This window comes from Streptomyces sp. NBC_01261, assembly GCF_036226385.1.
GTDB lineage: Bacteria > Actinomycetota > Actinomycetes > Streptomycetales > Streptomycetaceae > Streptomyces.
In genome coordinates, this window is record NZ_CP108463.1 from 768,313 (window position 1) to 785,559 (window position 17,247).

The window sequence follows — 17,247 nt, forward strand, 5'->3', positions numbered from 1 at the left end:
ATGAAGGCGCCGAGGTGTCGCCTACGGCAGCTGCTGGAGCACGTCCCACTGCAGCCCGTCGGCCGCGGCGAGGAACACCCGCTGGTGCAGGTGGCGGTCGCGGATCTGGACGGTGCCGCGCGGAGTCTCGTACTCCAGGCCCTCGGCGGTCTCCTGGATCCTGTCCATGTCCGCGCCGCCCGCCCGGCGCAGCAGCTCGGTGAGCATGCGCACGCCCTCGTAGCAGGACTCGCCGAGGCTGTTGAGCACCGGCGCCGCGGGGCCGAAGCGGCGTCCGTACGCGGCGGCGAAGTCGAGGCCCGACGCGGTGGGCAGGTCCTCGAAGTAGCCGGCCGAGGTCATCAGTCCCCGGGTGTTCTCCGGCCCGGTCGCCAGCAGGACGTTCTCCTCGATCAGCGAACTGAACCGGATGTGGTCGCGGTCGAGTCCGGCGGCGGTGAACGCACGGTTGAAGAGCACCGCGTCGTCGCCGATCAGCAGCATGAGGACGGCCTCGCAGCCGCTGGCCGCGACCCGGGCCAGGACCGGACCGAAGTCCCTGGTGCCCAGCGGCACATACATCTCGTCACACACCTCGCCGCCCAGCTCCCGCAGGTAGCGGTGGGCGGCGCGGGCGGAGGAGCGGGGCCAGACGTAGTCGTCGCCGACGATCGTCCAGCGCCGGATACCGAGTTCACCGGCGAACCACCGCAGCGAGGGCCGGAGTTGACGGCCCGGAGTCTCGCCGGTCAGGAACACTCCGGGCGACCGCTCCCCTCCCTCGTAGAGGGCGGTGTAGACGTACGGCACCCGGCCGTCGATGCGCGGGGCGACCACCTCACGGACGGCGGAGATGTGCCAGCCGGCCACCGCGTCGACGACTCCGCCGGAGACCAGCGCGTCGATCTCGGTCGCCACCTGCTCGGGCGGCGCCCCGCCGTCGACGAGCACCAGCCGCAACTCCCTGCCCAGCACACCCGAGCCGGCGTTGACCTCCTCGACCGCGAGCTGGGCGCAACACTCGCAGGACGGCCCGAAGATCCCGGCGGGCCCCTGGAGCGGTATCACCAGGGCGACGTCCAGCGCGTCCCGGGTCCGGCCTGCCGGAGAGCCGAGCCGGACAGACGCCTTCTCGATCATAGGGCTCACACTAGCGATTGGTTGCTACGAGAATATTTCACGGCGATAGGGAAATGACTGTAGCGTGGAACCACTCCACGCGAACCTTCTCTGCGGCGCGAGCACGATCGCTACCGCCGCAGTCCCACCCCCACACCACGACGACACTGGGCAGGGCGATGACCACGACCCCGGCGGCCGTATCCGAACTCGACTTGGCGCGAGCGCTCACGCTCGTGGAGCGGAGCGTCGTCCAACGCCTCGGTGAGGCGCTGAAAGCGGAGGGCGCGACGCTTGAGGAGTGGCGCGTGCTGTCGTTCCTCGCCGACGACACCGGTCACGCCATGGCCGAAGTCGCCGAGTTCGCCCTGCTGACAGCACCGACCCTGACCAAGGTCGTCGACCGCATGGTGTCCCTCGGCCTCGTCCTGCGCCGGGTGGACGACACCGACCGGCGGCGCGTCCTGGTCTTCGCCTCGGAGCGGGGAAACGAGGCACTCCCCCGCTGGACCGCCGCGGTCGAACGCGAAAAGGAGCACATAGTGACCGCCCTCGGGACCGAGGAGACGGCCCTGCTGCGGACACTGCTCCAGCGCGCATCGAGGCGACTGGGCTGACGTGCCTGCCCCGGGCGCCGAGGCCATCTGCCGCACGTGTCCGGCGAGATGACAACCCGACCCCGCAGGTCGGCTGCCTCGGCGCCCGCTCGGAGGCAGAACCGCCATGGCGTTACCGCGATCATGCGGCCGGAACAGCATGCCCATCACAGCGACGATCGGTAGCGGCACGTACACCGGATGGGGCAGCAAGCGGCGGTCGCCGCCACGCACCGCCACGCTCGGGTGCCCGGTCGGTCAGCAGATCAGTCCGGTGCCATGCTCCACGGCAAGGTGGCGCTCGGCCGGCTGGCTGTCCGGCTGCAGGTTCAGCGCGGGACTCCGGCGAGGTCTGCCATCAGAGCCATGTGGTGGTCGAAGTATTCGGCACGCGCCTCGATCAAGCCGTCCAGGCGACCGAACACCTCGAAGCTGATCAGGCCGAACAGGTGGGTCCAGCCGGCGAACACTTTGGCGAGTCGTTCCTCCGGCAGGTCACCCGGGTACTCATCGATCAGGCGGCGCAGGTCGGCGCGGACAGCATCGGGAACCGGCGCGGACTCCACTTGTTCCGCCGCGTCGCCGGCGATGTCCACGAGTAGCAGGACGACCTTCGCGGCAAGGGGAACCGTCTCCGGCGGCGCGGCGTAACCGGGCACCGGGCTGCCGTAGAGCAAGCCGTACTCCGCTGGATGCGAGAGCGCCCACGTGCGCACCGCGTGGCAGACGGCCAGCCACCGGCGGCGCCGGTCGTCGCTGGGCACTGCTGCGTCGGCTTCCGTCGCCGCCGTGCCCAGCTCCTCGTAGGCGTCGATGATCAACGCGGTGAGCAGGGCGTCACGGCTGGGGAAGTACCGGTACAGGGCCGAAGCGACGATGTCGAGGTCTCGGGCCACGCCGCGCAGGGACAGGTTCGCGCCGTCCGTGGCGAGGTGGCGGCGCGCGACTTGCATGATCTCGTGGCGCATCTCCGAGCGGACCCGGGCACGCAACGACGGTGCGGACATGCGTCCAGTGTCGCATAGATCGAGAACACCAGAACGAGACGAGAACACTGTTCTTGACCTGGCTGCCGCGCTTGAGTACGGTGCACCTATTCGAGAACAGTGTTCTCGCCCGAGTCAAGAGGGTGCCCATCATGTCCCTTCATGTCATCGTCGGAGCCGGCCCGGTCGGCACGGCCACTGCCCGGTTACTCGCCGACAAGGGCGAGCAGGTCCGGCTGCTCACCCGAAGCGGCGGCGGCCCGGAGCACCCGGGGATCGAGCGTCGCGCCACAGACGCGAGTGATGCCGACGCGCTCGCCCGGCACACCGAAGGCGCCCTCGCGCTGTACTGCTGCGCAGGCCCGGCCTACCACCGCTGGCCCACCGACTGGCCACCGCTCGGCGCGGCACTCGTGCGGGCCGCCGAACTCAGCGGCGCCGTGCTCGTCACGACCGGAAACCTCTACGGCTACGGCCAGGTCGACACCCCGATGACCGAACAACTGCCGCAGCGCCCCAACTCGGTGAAGGGCCAAGTACGAGCCACCCTGTGGGCCGACGCGCTGGCCGCGCACCAAGCCGGGCGAATCCGCACGGCCGAGGTCCGCGGATCGGACTACCTCGGCGCGGGCGCGATGAGCCCATTCAGCGCCATGGTTCTACCCAAGGTGCTCGCCGGCAGACGCGCTTCCATGCCTGCCGACCTCGACGCCCCGCACAGCTGGACCTACGTCGGCGACGTAGCTCGCACCCTGACCGCCGTCGCGACCGACAAGAACGCCTGGGGCCGCCCCTGGCACGTACCCACCGCCCCCGCGATGTCCATCCGCGCACTGGCCACCCGCGCCGCCGAACTCGTGGAAGCACCATCTGCCCGGGTGACCAGGATGCCCACCTTCCTGCTCCGCTTTGCCGGGCTCATCAACCCAGCCGCCCGGGAAATGCTTGAAATCCAGTACCAACTCCAACAACCGTTCATCCTCGACTCGACCGCTGCCACCGCCGCCTTCGGAATCGAACCCACTCCGACCGACGACGCACTACGGGACACCATCAACGGCCTGCGCACCCCAGCCGCACGCTGACCCGCCATTGGCAACGCCCTTCCCCGCGCCACGCACCGAACTGCCCGATCTGGTGGCCGTTTCGACGCCGCGACTGCGGAGAATGACTACGGCTTCAGCTCCTGAACTACGAGGCCCTGCGGGCAGTGTTCCGCCGGATCAACGCTGCCCTCGGCACCAACTGAGCGATGCGCGGTCTCCGGCGCGGGTGTGCGGTCAGGTTCAGGGTGCAGGTGCCGACGCCGTGACGCAGGGTGTTGGTGACGAGTTCCGAGACGACCAGGACCACGGCGTCGGCAGCCGCTGCCTTCCTCGCGTGTGCCGGCGACGGAGGTCGAGGAGCGGACGGCCGCGACGTTGACGCTCATGATGTTCATCAGGTCTCCCCGGTCTCCGGACCGTTGCCGGATTCGAACCACTCTGCAAGATGGTCCTGCTACAGCTCCAACAGGCACCCCAAAACGCCACCCAAGATCTGTGCCAGGACCGAGTAGCAGGAACTCTTGCTGCGGCGGGTGTGCGGATCGAGGTTCAGGTAGGTGCCCAGCCGTGGCAGGATCGCCTCATGTTGATCCGAAAGGGCGATGCCGCGTAGGCGTCCCAAGGCCGTCCGCGCAGAGCGGTTTCGGCCACGATGGCAGTGTCCGGTGCTGAAGGTCCATGGTGTCTCCGCGCGGACTCGTGCAGCGATCCGCAGGGTCGAAGACCAAGAGATGTGGCCCAACGCGGTCGCCAACGCGCTCTCTCGTATCGAGTGGGTTTTCGAGCAGGCTGGCCGGTACCTGGATGCCTCCGCATTCTGCTCGCCCGGGATAGCCGATGCCCGTGATGACCTGGAGTGGGCGATGCGGCACCTTCCTTCGGGAGCCAAGCGGGACTTGGGCCGACTGATCACGCGCATCGATGAGGAGTTCGAGCGCCGCACTCTGCCCGAACCCAACTACATCGAGTTGGCGACGTTCGGCTGGTGGTGGACCAGGGTGCGTGAACACTGACATGCCTGGAGCTACCCGCGGCCACTCCCCCAAGATGCGTGCCAGACCCGAGATCTCACCCGCGCAGCCATTCGCCGTATCAAGCGTCGGCGAGGGCTGCTCCCAGTTCGGCGACGAGGTCGACGGGCTCTTCGATCCCGACCGAGAGGCGGACCAGCCCTTCGGTGATCCCGAGGGCGTCCAGGTCGTCCTGGCGCAGGGACCGGTGCGTGGTCGTGGCGGGGTGGACGAGTGTCGTCGCGACGTCGGCCAGGCTGGGAGACAGCGGGATGGCAGGTCCGAGGCGGCGGATGAGCTCGTCGACCGCGGGCCGGCCGCGGGCGAGCTCGAAGGAGAGCATTCCGCCTGTTCCGTCTGGGTAGAGCCGGGCCGCGACGGCGGCGTGCGGGTGGTCGGGACGCGTCGGGTGGTGCACGCGTGTGACCGCCGGCTGCGTGGCAAGGAACCTGGCGACAGCCGTCGCGCCGAGGGTGTGCGCCCGCATCCGGAGCGGGAGGGTCTTCAGCCCGAGCAGGGCCATCCACGCGTCGAACGGGCCCAGTGTCGCGCCGAGATGGACCACCGACTGGCGGATCCGCGCGACGAGGCCGTCGTCGCCGGCGACGATACCGCCCATCGCGGCGGAGTGTCCGCCGAGGTACTTGGGGATGCTGTGCCACACCAGGTCGGCCCCGTGGTCGAGCGGCCGGATCAGAGCGGGTGTGGTGAACGTCGAGTCGACGACGAGCTTGGCACCGGCGGCGGCAGCGAGCGCGGCGAGGGCAGGAAGGTCGGGGACCCGCATCATCGGGTTGGTCAGCGCCTCGACGAGCAGGAGCCCGGTGCGCGGGGTCAGAGCCCGTTCGACGTCATCGAGGTCGGCGGCGTCGACGAAGGTCGTGGTGATACCGAGCCGGGGCAGGTCGACCGCGAGCAGACTGTGGGTGCCGCCGTAGGTGTTGCGATCGGCGACGATGTGGCCGCCCGCCTCGACGAGGGCGAGCACCGTCCCGGTGAGCGCGGCCATGCCGGACGCGGCGCTGACCGCGGCGGCCGCTCCTTCGAGACAGGCCACGGCTTCTTCGAGCACCTGGCCGTTGTAGTGCCCGAAGCGGTAGTAGACCTGCCCGCGCTCCTCGTCGTCGAGGACTCGGTGCAACGAAGCAAGATCCGGGTAGGCATGCACGGTGCTCTGGTGGAGCGCCGGTACCAAGGGCAGGGCCGCGCCGGGCGGGCTGTGGGTGCCCGCCCGTGCGGCGCGGGTCATCGGATGCAAGCCTGGGTTCGTCGTCATTGTCCGCTCCGGATCTCTGTTGCCGGGAGCGGGTCGCCGACCGGGTGCGTGGTCGGCGACCCGTGTTTCAGGTGAGCCATGAATACGCCGGTGCCGAGCAGTCTGCGGGGAACTGCCGGTCGGTTCAGATCGCCTCGGTGATCCGGGAGAACATCTCCTGCCCGTTGGTCGGGCGCGGCGGTGCGACCTGGTGCATTTCCGCAGTGCCGCTCAGTTGCAGGGTCGCTCCCGACTCCCGGTCCGGGAAAGGCAGGCCCGCCAACGGATTCACGCAGGGCTTGCCCGCGGTCATCATCGTGTCGCCCGCCTGGTCGGCGGGAGGGCTTCGGCGAACCGGGGTTGCCGCCTCTCTGCTGGACTTCCACACCACCGGCCACGACCGTCGCGGCGGAGAAGGTGCCGCCGCCCGGCACGAGAGCGGAGTCCCAACGCGCCAAGGGCTCCACCCGTGCCGTGACGGGGTGGAAGTCCCCCGGCATCTCGTCCCCGGAGGACCCGAGTCCGCGTGTACGCGGGCGGTTGCCGAACGTCTGGTGCACGTCCGCCCCGGCGCCCTCGCCGACCGGCTGTCACCGGCCGTTGATTGCGCGCCACCATGTCGACGGCCACGGTGCTGACGTCCGCCTCGTCGCGCAGGACCTCGGCCGGAGCGTCCGTCCGACACCATGTCTACGGCCGTCCGCCGAGTACGGGGTCGACCGCCGCCGGGAGCTCTTCCCGGCCCGCATGGTGGGGCCCGCATGGTGGCGGCCACGAGCAGCCCGTCGTGGTCCTGGGCACCCAGGACCACCAATGCGTCGGCGGGTCAGTAACTCGAACGCCTCACGCGTGACGGCGTCCGAGCGATCGGCCGGGCCGCGGCGTCAGAAGGTCAGGATCTGGTAGCCGGACTGCACCAGTTCGCGGATGCTCGCGATGCCGGGGGTGCCGGGCGCGTGGTTCTGACCGATCTGCTTGATCCCCTCGTCCTCGATGCCCTTGTTCGCCCCGAAGACGGTGGTGCAGCCGGAGGAGGCCACCGTGGCGACCTGCTTCTTCACTGCCGCGTAGAGCTCGTGCGCGGGGTGGTCCGAGTCCGCCAACACGGCGGGCCAGCGGGTGCCCGTTCCCTGGAACAGCACCAGGGCCTCACCCTCCTGCGCGAACTCCCACGCCGTGGCGAGGGCGTCGACCACCCGGCCCAGCGCTTCATCGGTACCGGTCGACGGGTCGGACAGCACCACGACTGCGGTCTTGCTGCTCATGGAAGATGCTCCTCAAGGTCGGATGGAGTGAACGTCTTCATTTTTACCGTACGTTCGGTAATTAGCAAAAGTGACACTCGCCACACTATTCGGCCGCGTTTTTTACCGTACATTCGGTAATGAATCAGCGGTGTGCACGTCGGGAAGGAACCATGACCGAGGGACTGAACGTCACGATCGGCGCGCGCGCGACCGCCCCGGAAGGGCCGGTCACTCCCACCCTCGCGGCCACCGACGAACGTGATCTGCCGGCGGGGCGCCCGCGCGCCCTCATCGACGTCACGCTCTCCAACGGGCTGACGAGTCGGCACTCGCCGTGCGGCAACCCAGCAGATCCGCCGAAGTGGCGCCTCGCGACGCTCCTGGCGCGCACCTCACGAGGCGGCTCCCTGCGGATCCACGAGCACGCCGCGGAGGAATCCTCTCCGACGGTCGGCGAGCACAGGAATGCGGTCGGCCCCGCCACTGCTGACCACGATCATCGACGTCGAGCGCCCAGCTGCCTCCGGGCCCTCGGGTACGGCGGTCGCAGCAGGGTATCCATGGCCTTCGCCGACAAGTTCGTCGGCGAAGGCGACCGCGTCCACATCACCGCACGCGACATCGGCGATCGGATTCCGATCTCCGACACCCCGGGGCGCCCCGGATCACCAGGACGACTTCCCCGGCCCCTCCGCACACCCTGGCGTGATGATGATCCGCGTCTCGCGCTCGCTGTGCCCGCGGCCGGCCCCTCGCCCCTAGTCCTGCTCGGGCATCAGGAGACTCGGCAAGTGCGTCACGGCTTCGGCGAAAGCGTCCGTGTCACCCAGCACCCTGGCCAGCACCAGTGCTCCCTCGATCCGCAGGAACGCCTCTCTGGCTGCGCGCTGGGCGCCTTCGGGGCTCCGTCCCGCGCGCTGCGCGGCCTCGGCCATCGCGTCGATCCACGTCCTGGCGAGCGAGCGCGCGTGGTCGCGAACCTTCGCCGGAGCCCCCGCCAACGACATCGTGTCGAGAACGCACGACAACGCCCCAGCCCCGTAGAAGTCACTGAGGCGGCGAGCGGTCTCGGCCATCCCCCGCGCGACATCGGAGTCCGTCCGCATCGGCTCCAGGATCCACAGGAAGCGCTCGCCGACCTTGGAAAGGACCGCGTCCGCGATCTCTTCCTTACCAGCGGGGTACCGGTGGTAGAGGCTCGCCCGCTGCAGCCCGGAAGCCGCCGTCAGGTCGCCGATCACGGTTCCGTCGAAGCCCTTCTCCCGGAACACGGACAGGAGCAGGTCGAGCAGCTGGGCCTCATCAATGGAGGGGGGACGCGCCATCCCTCAATGTTACCGAACTTTCGGTAACATTGAGGAGCGCCAGCGACGACTACGCCACAGTCCCGGCACGGGGTCCCTCGTTCCGCGGTGCGGCCCTTTCCGCGGTCGGCACCGACAAAGGCAGCGGGCAATTCGGCGGCGCACTCCTCGCCGGCTCCGCATCATCGCAGCCGACGCGCTTCCGATACCGGGCGCACTCGTCGAGGTCCTCGCACGAGGCCACGCTTTCCCCACGCGCTGCACGGCCGCAGCCGGCAATACAACGGCGGCACCCTCCCGGCAGCACGACACCTCGCCCGCGCCATCGCGACGTCCCATGTCGTGCGCGTCGCACCACCAACCCACCTTCCGGCCGGCACTTGTTCGGCATCATCACCATCAGGAGATCTGCATGTCAGTCTCGGATCTGTTCAAGCCGCTCACGCTTTCACATGGCCCGGAAATGCGAAATCGTTTCATGATGGCGCCGCTCACCAATCAGCAGAGTGAGCACGACGGCTCCGCGTCCGTATTCGATCAGGATTGGATCAGACAGCTCGCGCAGAGTGATTACGCCTTGATTCAGACCTCCGCCACCACCGTCGAAGCCGGCGCCAAAGCATTCGAGCGCCAGCTGGGCATCCATAGCGATGCCCATGTGCCTGGACTGATCGAAATGTCCACCTCCATCCGGGAGGGGGGAGGACTGTCCGCGGTGCAGTTGCACCACGCCGGCCACCGCGCCCGTCCCGATTTGGGCGGAATTCCAGCTCCTGCTTCCAGTTCCACGGTGCCAGGAGTGAAAGCGCTGACGACGGAACAGGTGAAACGAATCCGCGACAGCTTCATCGCAGCCGCGAAGAGGGCGGAGCGGGCAGGATTCGATGGCGTTGCACTGCACGGCGCTTTCGGGTGGATTCTGTCGGAGTTCATGTCGCCCTTGCTCAACGATCGCACGGACGAATACGGTGGAAGTATCGAGAATCGGGCCCGCCTCACCATCGAGGTGATCGAAGGAATCCGCAGAGCATGCGGTCCTGATTTCCAGATCGGCTGGCGCTTGTCGGTCGAACGCTACGGGCTGCGCCTGGAAGAACTACGTGAAGTTACCGCCGAGATTCTTGATCAAGAACTGATCGACTATCTCGACCTGGCCCTGTGGGATTCCGCCCAGATCGTCCAGGAGGGAGCGTTCCGGGGAAAGACCATGCTCAGCGTCTTCACAGACCTTCCTCGGAAGGACGTACGCGTGGGGGCGGCAGGCAAGATCATGAGTGCCCGGCGCGCCGGACAACTGCTGGACGAGGGATGCGACTTCGTGGTGATCGGCAGAGCCGGCATCCTTCAGCGGGACTTTCCTCGGCAAGTACGGGCAAACCCGCTGTATGACAGTCCGAAGCTTCCGGTGACGGCGCAGTACCTGCGTACGGGCGGATTGAGCGAGCGTTTCATCAACTACATGCGTGGATGGCACAGCATCGTTTACTGAGCCGCGTGCGATCGAACTCCCCCACCCGCCGCTTCGCGATCCCTGATCAAGGGTTCGTTGCCGTCGGGCTGGCGGCGAGCGGGCCAGGAGACCGGCGAATTCGCACTGCTCCAGCACTCATCGCATCGAAGACCCTTCGACCTAGGATTGTGGATATGAGCATGAATGCGGCAAAGAACGCAGACATCAACTTCTATTTCGACCCCATCTGCCCGTTCGCGTGGATGACGAGCAAGTGGATCCGACTGGTCCAGGCGCAGCGTGACTACACCGTCGACTGGCGGTTCATCTCACTGCGCCTGATCAACTCCCACATCGACTACGACACCCACTTCCCCGAGGAATACCACGCCCAGCACACCGCGGGCCTGCGACTGCTGCGGGTGGCATCAGCGGCCCGGGAGAAGCACGGCCGCGAGGCGATCGGCCCGCTCTACGCGGCCCTCGGCGCGCGCATCCTGGAGTCCGGACCCGATGAGGGCCGGGCCCTCGGCTGGCAAGGCACCCCCGATCTCGCCGCCGACGCCCTCACCGCAGCAGGCCTGCCTGTCTCGCTCGTCGACGCACTCGACGACACGACCCGAGATGTCGAGATCCAGGCCGAGTCCGACGAGGCGCTGTCCCTGACGGGCAGGGACGTCGGCACACCGATCGTGCACTTCGAGCCGCCCGAGGGCGTCGCCTTCTTCGGGCCGGTGATCAGCCGACTGCCCGACGAGGAACAGGCGGGGGCACTGTGGGACCACGTCATCGGCCTCGCCCGGTTCCCCGGCTTCGCCGAACTCAAGCGCAGCCTGCGCGAGCGTCCACAACTACCGTCATTCGGCATCACGGCGCAGGAGACGGGCAAGACCGAGGACTGGCACGCCGGAAGCCGCAGGCTCAAGAAGTAGCTCGGCCAGGGGTGCCCCACCGCTCATGGCGGTCGTGTCCCTCCAACGGGACCTACACAGCGGCCCTTGACTCCCTGCGCACCATCGGCTCGCAAGCCACCATCGCGCGATCGTCAATGGAGAACTGGCAACGAGATATGGTCTTCCAGCTGACAGCAGGCACTTCTGATCGAGAGACAGGGGCAAGCCGGCGGCACTCGCGCCCTCGTCTCCAGCTCGGCGCCATCCTCGGCGACCTGGTGGTTGCTATCGCCAGAATCATCGGCATCGCCAACCCGCGGGCTGGACGCATTGCCACCAGGGTTCGGCCCAGTGGGGTGGGTATCTTCGGACTGCTTTGCCCTGGAGTCCCAGAGGCGACTGACTGCCCATGAATTTCCGCCACCTGACCGCTGGTTCCTATGACGCGATAACCAAGGTGTGGCAGCTTCCCGCTGCTGATGCGATGTGGGGGACCGATCCCTTTGGTGGAGCGTCCGACCGCTGGGGTGCTTGCGGTCCTGTCGGTCCACCAGCGATATCCGAATCACACCCGCTACTTCAAGGGGTGGATCAGGACTGGATCGGATCAATGCCGGAATTCCCGTTCACGGGTGAGCTGATCACCGTCACGGAACAGGAAGAGCGTCGCATCCTCGTGCAGGACATTCGGATGCAGCCCAGTCATGTGGGGGTGTGGTGTGGGACGCCGGCGGGGGCTTCGCCGTGATGCAGGAGCGCTTCGTCTACTCCCCTGCCGCAACAGCCGGCTGGTTCGTGAGGGGCCGGGGCCCGGGGCCGTGCCGGCGGCCGGTTCGGTGGACGCCTGCTGGATGACCTGTCCGACGATCCGCCGGTGCCCTGCCGGACGTGCTGTCGTGTTCCGTCGTCAGCCGGCCGCTCGCGCCGAGGTGACCGCGGTGCGGGCCGCGTGTTCGACCGTCGCGATGCCGCCCGTCATCGACGTGTTGCCGTCGGAGAGCACCGCGACGAGGTAGTGGTGTGTGCCCGAGGTGACCCGTCCGACACTGTTGATGTCCCACAGGCCGGTGGTGCTGCGTTGCAGCCAGCCGTTCTTGAGCGCCCATCCGACGCCGGAGTCGGAGGCCGCCGAGACGCCCCACGACTGTCCGGCGGCGATGCGTGTCATCAGCGTACGGATGTAGTTCTGGGACGTCGCGGTCAGTACGGACCCGCTCGCCGACGAGGTCGTGTCGTCGGTGAACACCGCGCGCAGCAGGCGGATCTGGTCGCTCACCGTGGTACGCGTCAGGCCCCACATACCACCGGCCCCGCCCACGGTCGAGGACAGGCCCAGCCGCTTGTTCACCGCCTCCAGGCCGGGCGCCAGGCCGATCTCCCGCCAGAGGGCGCTCGCCGCGTCGTTGTCGCTGTGCTCGATCATCTCCTCGGCACGGGTGTGCTCCTGTTCGGTGAGGCCGCGGCCTGCGTCCTGCGCCTGAAGGAGCAGCGCGGCGAGGATGTCGACCTTGATGATGCTGGCCGTGTCGTACGGGACGTCCTTCCCGCGCACCTGCGGCTGGCCGGCGGGATGGTCCAGGTCCAGCACGGCGGTCGTCACGCGTGCCTCGCTCTTTCCGGTCGGCTGCGTGGTGCCGGCTCCGGAGCGCATCGGCGTTGCGGTGACGGCTGCCGCGGCCGGACCGGCCATGGCGATCGCGAGGAGGGTGGCCATGGAACCGGTGAGGAGCGCCGCGCACAGGCGGGCACTCCTGCCGCGTCGGCCGGGCGTGCTCACGCTCACGCTCGGGGTGGCCGGTCGGGAATTCGGGCGGTACGGCATGGGGCCTCGACGGTTCGGGGGCAGGGGCGGCACAGACCTGCGAACGTAGACGAAGTGGCGGCTCCGTGACGTGACCGGTGCCACGAAAAAGCCCTGACGGCACGATGTGTGAGGACACCCACAACTCCCGGACCACCCAGGGTCAGCATGATCGTCCACGCCGTCGCCGGGGTACTCGTCGAGACGCCCCAGGCGCCGGCCGCCGCCCTCGCTGTGGACGATGCGCGGGATGACTTGCCGTTCGCGCGGGTGGAGCGCGGAAGGACCGGCGGCCGGAGCGGACGTGCGTTTCACCCTCGCCGCCCGTGCGGCCGCCGCGCTGTCCGTCCACGACGCCCCGGCATCCCTGGCGGCGGTCCCCGTCCGGACTGGGAGCCGTACCGGCTACGAGCGTGCAAGGTTCGAGCACGGGACGGACGAGGCCCCGCCATCATGGTCGTGACGACGGCCATGACCACCATCAGCGAGTACAAGTCCCGTCCCAGGAAGCCCAGTTGCAGGCCCACGTCGAGGACGATGAGTTCGGTCAGGCCGTTTGACTACGCGGCGTCCGCGTGGGTCCTGAGGGAAGCCGGCCTCAACGAACGGCGCATCTCCAGCCTGAAACTGTGGGGCCAGGTACGAGTGCGCGCGACTCAGACGGAGGGGCCTTTGCGTCATTGCGCGGTGTTCGGTGCAGGCGAGGCGGGCACGATTCGGCCAAGCCGTGCCGAGAGTCTCGCGCTTCACAGTGATCGAACTAGTGTTCCCTCGTTGCCGGATCGACCGACCGGCAACGCAACGGGAGGGGACACATATGCGCCTAGCAAGACCCCTGTCCGTAATGACTGTCGGCTTGGCCGTGGTCGCTGTTCTGGGTTCCAGCACATCGGCCTCGGCGGTGACGCCGACCACTGTGGACGACCCGCACCCCTCAGTGGGGCACGTGATGGTGGACGGACACCGTGTGGTGGCGGGGACCACCATCGGGGAGTGGGGCAAGACGACGAAGGGCGAGTTGTACTCCTTCACCTACAAGGCTGGTGACGCCAAGCCCGCCGGGCCCGCCGCTCCGGCGGCGGCGAGCTGCTCGGTGCACATCTCGGACGTCTCGTTCCACGGGGCGGGCGCAGGGGCGTGGTTCCAGTGGGAGACCTCGCAGGCGTGCAGCGGCTCGTTCGGCACACAGAAGCTGCAGACACAGATGTGGCGCAGCTCGTGGAGCGGACCGCGCGGCTACAACAACTGGCACGGCACGGGACTGACCTCGAACAGCTTCATCGACTACGGATGGTCGACGGACTGCAACGACGGGGGCGGCACCTACACCTACTACCTTGTGATGCAGGGCTACGCCAGCGGGATCGGCTGGGGCCCCAAGACCCGCTCCGACAACGATCTGCGCAAGGGATGCGGGACCAGGTCTCCGAATCCGTAGGAGAGACGCATGGGTGAACAACCCCCCACCCGGTACTCGCCTGAAGGTACGCCCCTGGGGCGTACCGCGAACGACATCAGGTTCACCACCAGCTACTCCACCGAGACCCCACGGGCCCGCAAGCTGCGGTGGCTGATCAGGGACATGTTTCGTCGGCCGGTGAAGAACAGCGGGTAAACCACAGTCACGCGAGCGCCGGGCGTGAATGGACCCTTTCGGCGGGAACACCTCACGGGTAGGGCCCACCCGTCGGAAGAGGTTCGCCGGCTCCGGTAGCAGCGGCGAAGGAACCGAGACGCAAGAGGGAGCACAGGCGTCCAGAGCGTCGTCGTACGACTCGATGCGCTCGCCTACGGCCCTCATTCGCCCCCGATGGGATTCCTACCAGTGCTGACGTGGGGCTCAGCGGTTGACTTCGAGGTTCGTCGGGACGAGCAGGAGGGTGGGATCGGGCAGCGGGATGAGGTCGGGGCGTGCTTCGCGGACGAGTTCGGCCTGGCGATGACCGTCGAGGAATGCGGCCGCCTGTTCCTGGGCCTTGTCGCTGACTGGGCGGGGAGTGGTGGCGACGGTGTCGGCCTCGAAGCGTTCCTCGCACTGACGCTTCGCCCTGTCCAGGGCGGTGCGCAGGCGGTCGGCCGCGCGCCGTTCGTGAGGGCTGGCTGCGTCTGCAGGACGGCCAGGCCAAGGTAGGTGCCGTCCTTGGCGTCGAAGAGTTCGACGGTGCGTTCCTCTGCGGCGACCATCGCGGACGCCACCGCCACCGTCACGACGTCAGCAGCCCGGAGAACGCGGACGATGTCGCGGTCCGGGAGAACACTGGGCCCGGCGGAGAGCGGGACGCTGGACAGGCCGCTGCGCCTACGATCCTCCGTTCTGAACCCGGCTCGAACCCGGAAAAGTACGGGCCGGCCCGCTGCGAGCAGGTGTCGTCAGGACTTGAGGCGGTCCGCGTCGCGGGACAGGCCCCGGTACGTGGCGCAGGCCCGCAGCGGCATCACGCGGGCCAGTTGTCGCCGGGCTTCGGCTCGTCGCGCACCGACAACGTCCTGGAACTCCAACTACACTGACAGGACGGCTAGTTCAGTGCGGGAACGCACGATCCCGCCCAAGCCACGCCACCGTCCCGCCATGCACACCAGGCCCGTGGACCTCTGGCGCACCGGACAACCCCCGTCGCCGATCCGAGCTGCTTCCTCGCGTACACAGTCGGCCAGATTTGAGCTATGCCGTTCCGTGTTGCTCGCGTATCAATGGGGATCGCAAGTTCCGACGGACCGTCAGATCCGATCCCCCGCAGTGTGCCCGCACCCACTCGGCCCGGGGTCGCCATCCCACACATGGCACTCCCACCAACGGGAAGGGAACACGACTCCCATGAAGCGATTAACCACAGGTGCGGCACTCACGGCTGGGCTCATTGCCGCCACGACACTGGCCTTCGCGCCCTCCGCGTCCGCCGCCGTCACTCCAGGCTCCGCCACCATCACCGCCTCCTGCGGCATCTTCGGCGGCGGCGCGGCCACACTGACCGCGACCCAGGTCAGCAGTACGTCAGGCACCATCACCCTCAGCTCCACGGCCATCACCACGCCGCTCGCCCTGTCGGCGAACTCCATCAGCTCCACGCTCACCATGACCAACTCCACCGGCGCCAACCGGGTGTTCAGCGGCACCGTGAACCCGGCCATACCCGCCGGCGGCTCGGTCACCGTCGGTCCGCTTCCCGGCACCGTGGCCGTCGGCGACAGCCTGGACTTCTACAAGGGCTCGCTGAAAATGGTCATCTTCGGCATCTCCGTCACCTGTACGGCGAACGCAGCCCAGGCACCTGGGCCCTTCGTCTTCAGCTGAGCCTGCCGTGAGTGAGTGATTCGTTCCCGGTGCCGCAAGGACTGATGGACCTGACGATCCGTCATGTCCTTGCGGCATCTCCACCGACATCCAGGAGCCGCCGCACCCGCGCCTGCGGAGAACCGAACTGTCGCTCCGGGCGGACGACATCCTGGCCGCACCGGGATCACACCCCGGCAGGCTTCCACCCGGAGCGATGCCGTATCAGTCGCGAGATTCCCATGAGCGCCGACCACCACGTGTACACCCCCGAAGACACTTTCGGCGTTCTCGGCACCGGGAAAATCCGTGTTCAGACGATGGACTGGAGCAACGACCTCGCCACCCCACGTCACAGGTGGCTCTCATCCTCGCGGGAACCCACACCGGCGAGATCCGGGCGAGCGCAGCCCTGTCACACCTGTTCGTCCCCGCGCAGCGGCCCGACCAGCACTCCCCTGCACTTGTACCCCGCCGTCCCTGTGGCCCCCGGCCGCCAAGAACACCCCCACCACGAACACCAGGAGAGCGCTTCCCGCCTGGGTGACGGTCGGCTGCTGCGGACCGTGAATCGCCCGCGCGGAGGGCGGCACATCCACGCCGATACAGCTCACCCGCCCCCGCAACGCCTGTGTCCCCTAGCCAAAGCGGTATGCGCGGCCCGGCGTCGATGCTGTCGTCCGACACGTCGCCGAACGCGCCCCCTGCCGCCTATCGGCCCAGGTGAAGCCGAGCGCATCTGCGCGCGTGAGGTACAGCCAACTCGAAGCCGGCGTTCTCCAGCTGATCGTCGGAGCCATCGAGGACAGTGTTCATGCCTTCGGAGCGGAGACGGTAACCCGCCTGGTGCGGCCGGAGCTGCTGCGCGGTGCGGCCGAGGACGAACTCCCCGAAGAGGTGCGGACGGCACTGACTCCCGCCTGCGCGAACGTCCTGCCAATCAGCGCCGCCGACCTGCGCGACGAGCTTGCGACGACCTATGACGGCATCCTGATCGATGACGATCTGGACACCGGAGTCCTCACTCCCATCAGCGCGTCGGCCCACTGCAAGAGCTTCCTGGAGCGGAACCGGCGCGGCGAGCGCTACCAACTCGCCATCCGTTCCATCGAGGACGTCGACCACGAGGTCTCCGCCGCATACAACCGCATCCGCCGGCGGCTGGGCCCCGGCACGAAGCAGGGGCTCCGGACACACTGTGCGCGGTCCCGGAATCCAGCCCGTGATCTTCCCCACCCCCTCTGCACGCAGCGTGCGATACGACCACTCATACGCTCGCCGCGACGATGC

16 protein-coding genes and 2 pseudogenes are annotated in these 17,247 nt (G+C 68.2%); 8 read left to right on the forward strand and 10 right to left on the reverse strand.

Annotated features, from left to right (window positions below):
- Positions 1 to 21: 21 nt before the first annotated feature.
- Positions 22 to 1,119 (reverse strand): substrate-binding domain-containing protein, encoded by a 1,098-nt coding sequence (locus OG226_RS03320; protein WP_329347809.1) that lies wholly within the window; start codon positions 1,117 to 1,119, stop codon positions 22 to 24.
- Between the two features lie 158 nt (positions 1,120 to 1,277).
- Between OG226_RS03320 and OG226_RS03325 the strand changes: the two genes are divergently transcribed.
- Positions 1,278 to 1,715: a MarR family winged helix-turn-helix transcriptional regulator gene (locus OG226_RS03325; protein WP_329347810.1), complete on the forward strand. Its 438-nt coding sequence runs from the start codon at positions 1,278 to 1,280 to the stop codon at positions 1,713 to 1,715.
- Between the two features lie 308 nt (positions 1,716 to 2,023).
- On the opposite strand, the gene OG226_RS03330 is transcribed toward OG226_RS03325, so the two are convergent.
- Positions 2,024 to 2,701 carry a TetR/AcrR family transcriptional regulator gene (locus OG226_RS03330; protein WP_329347811.1) on the reverse strand — a complete coding sequence of 226 codons (678 nt, stop codon included), beginning with the start codon at positions 2,699 to 2,701 and terminating at the stop codon, positions 2,024 to 2,026.
- A gap of 131 nt (positions 2,702 to 2,832) precedes the next feature.
- On the opposite strand from OG226_RS03330, the gene OG226_RS03335 reads away from it, so the two are divergent.
- The gene (locus tag OG226_RS03335; protein ID WP_329347812.1) at positions 2,833 to 3,765 is read left to right on the forward strand and encodes an NAD-dependent epimerase/dehydratase family protein; all 933 of its coding nucleotides are present in this window, start codon (positions 2,833 to 2,835) and stop codon (positions 3,763 to 3,765) included.
- A gap of 184 nt (positions 3,766 to 3,949) precedes the next feature.
- Here the strand turns inward: OG226_RS03335 and OG226_RS03340 are convergent.
- Positions 3,950 to 4,121: pseudogene (locus tag OG226_RS03340) on the reverse strand (ATP-binding protein); the annotation flags it as partial.
- A gap of 468 nt (positions 4,122 to 4,589) precedes the next feature.
- Between OG226_RS03340 and OG226_RS03345 the strand changes: the two are divergent.
- Positions 4,590 to 4,739: a hypothetical protein gene (locus OG226_RS03345; protein ID WP_329347813.1), complete on the forward strand. Its 150-nt coding sequence runs from the start codon at positions 4,590 to 4,592 to the stop codon at positions 4,737 to 4,739.
- Positions 4,740 to 4,818: 79 nt separating this feature from the next.
- Here the strand turns inward: OG226_RS03345 and OG226_RS03350 are convergent, their stop codons facing one another.
- From OG226_RS03350 to OG226_RS03365, 4 genes are all read right to left on the reverse strand, one after another.
- Positions 4,819 to 5,985, reverse strand: coding sequence for a trans-sulfuration enzyme family protein (locus tag OG226_RS03350; protein WP_329347814.1), 1,167 nt, complete (start codon positions 5,983 to 5,985; stop codon positions 4,819 to 4,821).
- A 151-nt stretch (positions 5,986 to 6,136) separates the two neighbouring features.
- The gene (locus tag OG226_RS03355; RefSeq protein ID WP_329347815.1) at positions 6,137 to 6,382 is read right to left on the reverse strand and encodes a hypothetical protein; all 246 of its coding nucleotides are present in this window, start codon (positions 6,380 to 6,382) and stop codon (positions 6,137 to 6,139) included.
- A gap of 493 nt (positions 6,383 to 6,875) precedes the next feature.
- Complete coding sequence (locus OG226_RS03360) at positions 6,876 to 7,256, reverse strand: hypothetical protein (protein WP_329347816.1); 381 nt, start codon at positions 7,254 to 7,256, stop codon at positions 6,876 to 6,878.
- A gap of 740 nt (positions 7,257 to 7,996) precedes the next feature.
- Positions 7,997 to 8,563: a TetR/AcrR family transcriptional regulator gene (locus tag OG226_RS03365; protein WP_329347817.1), complete on the reverse strand. Its 567-nt coding sequence runs from the start codon at positions 8,561 to 8,563 to the stop codon at positions 7,997 to 7,999.
- A gap of 391 nt (positions 8,564 to 8,954) precedes the next feature.
- Here OG226_RS03365 and OG226_RS03370 point away from each other — a divergent pair, with 391 nt between their 5' ends.
- Both OG226_RS03370 and OG226_RS03375 read left to right on the forward strand, forming a co-directional pair.
- Entirely contained in the window at positions 8,955 to 10,031 is a 1,077-nt protein-coding gene (locus tag OG226_RS03370) for an NADH:flavin oxidoreductase (RefSeq protein ID WP_329347818.1), read from the forward strand.
- Between the two features lie 155 nt (positions 10,032 to 10,186).
- Positions 10,187 to 10,924, forward strand: a complete 738-nt coding sequence (locus OG226_RS03375; RefSeq protein ID WP_329347819.1) for a DsbA family protein — start codon at positions 10,187 to 10,189, stop codon at positions 10,922 to 10,924.
- 868 nt (positions 10,925 to 11,792) lie between these two features.
- Here OG226_RS03375 and OG226_RS03380 read toward each other — a convergent pair.
- The gene (locus OG226_RS03380; protein WP_329347820.1) at positions 11,793 to 12,707 is read right to left on the reverse strand and encodes a serine hydrolase; all 915 of its coding nucleotides are present in this window, start codon (positions 12,705 to 12,707) and stop codon (positions 11,793 to 11,795) included.
- 290 nt (positions 12,708 to 12,997) lie between these two features.
- Positions 12,998 to 13,246 (reverse strand): annotated as a pseudogene (locus OG226_RS51495) (hypothetical protein); the annotation flags it as partial.
- A 284-nt stretch (positions 13,247 to 13,530) separates the two neighbouring features.
- Between OG226_RS51495 and OG226_RS03390 the strand changes: the two are divergent.
- From OG226_RS03390 to OG226_RS03400, 3 genes are all read left to right on the forward strand, one after another.
- Positions 13,531 to 14,124, forward strand: coding sequence for a hypothetical protein (locus tag OG226_RS03390; RefSeq protein WP_329347821.1), 594 nt, complete (start codon positions 13,531 to 13,533; stop codon positions 14,122 to 14,124).
- A 9-nt stretch (positions 14,125 to 14,133) separates the two neighbouring features.
- Positions 14,134 to 14,301 carry a hypothetical protein gene (locus OG226_RS03395; RefSeq protein ID WP_329347822.1) on the forward strand — a complete coding sequence of 56 codons (168 nt, stop codon included), beginning with the start codon at positions 14,134 to 14,136 and terminating at the stop codon, positions 14,299 to 14,301.
- Between the two features lie 1,200 nt (positions 14,302 to 15,501).
- Positions 15,502 to 15,978 carry a hypothetical protein gene (locus tag OG226_RS03400; protein ID WP_329347823.1) on the forward strand — a complete coding sequence of 159 codons (477 nt, stop codon included), beginning with the start codon at positions 15,502 to 15,504 and terminating at the stop codon, positions 15,976 to 15,978.
- 690 nt (positions 15,979 to 16,668) lie between these two features.
- Here the strand turns inward: OG226_RS03400 and OG226_RS03405 are convergent.
- Positions 16,669 to 17,082: a hypothetical protein gene (locus tag OG226_RS03405; protein WP_329347824.1), complete on the reverse strand. Its 414-nt coding sequence runs from the start codon at positions 17,080 to 17,082 to the stop codon at positions 16,669 to 16,671.
- Between the last annotated feature and the right edge of the window lie 165 nt (positions 17,083 to 17,247).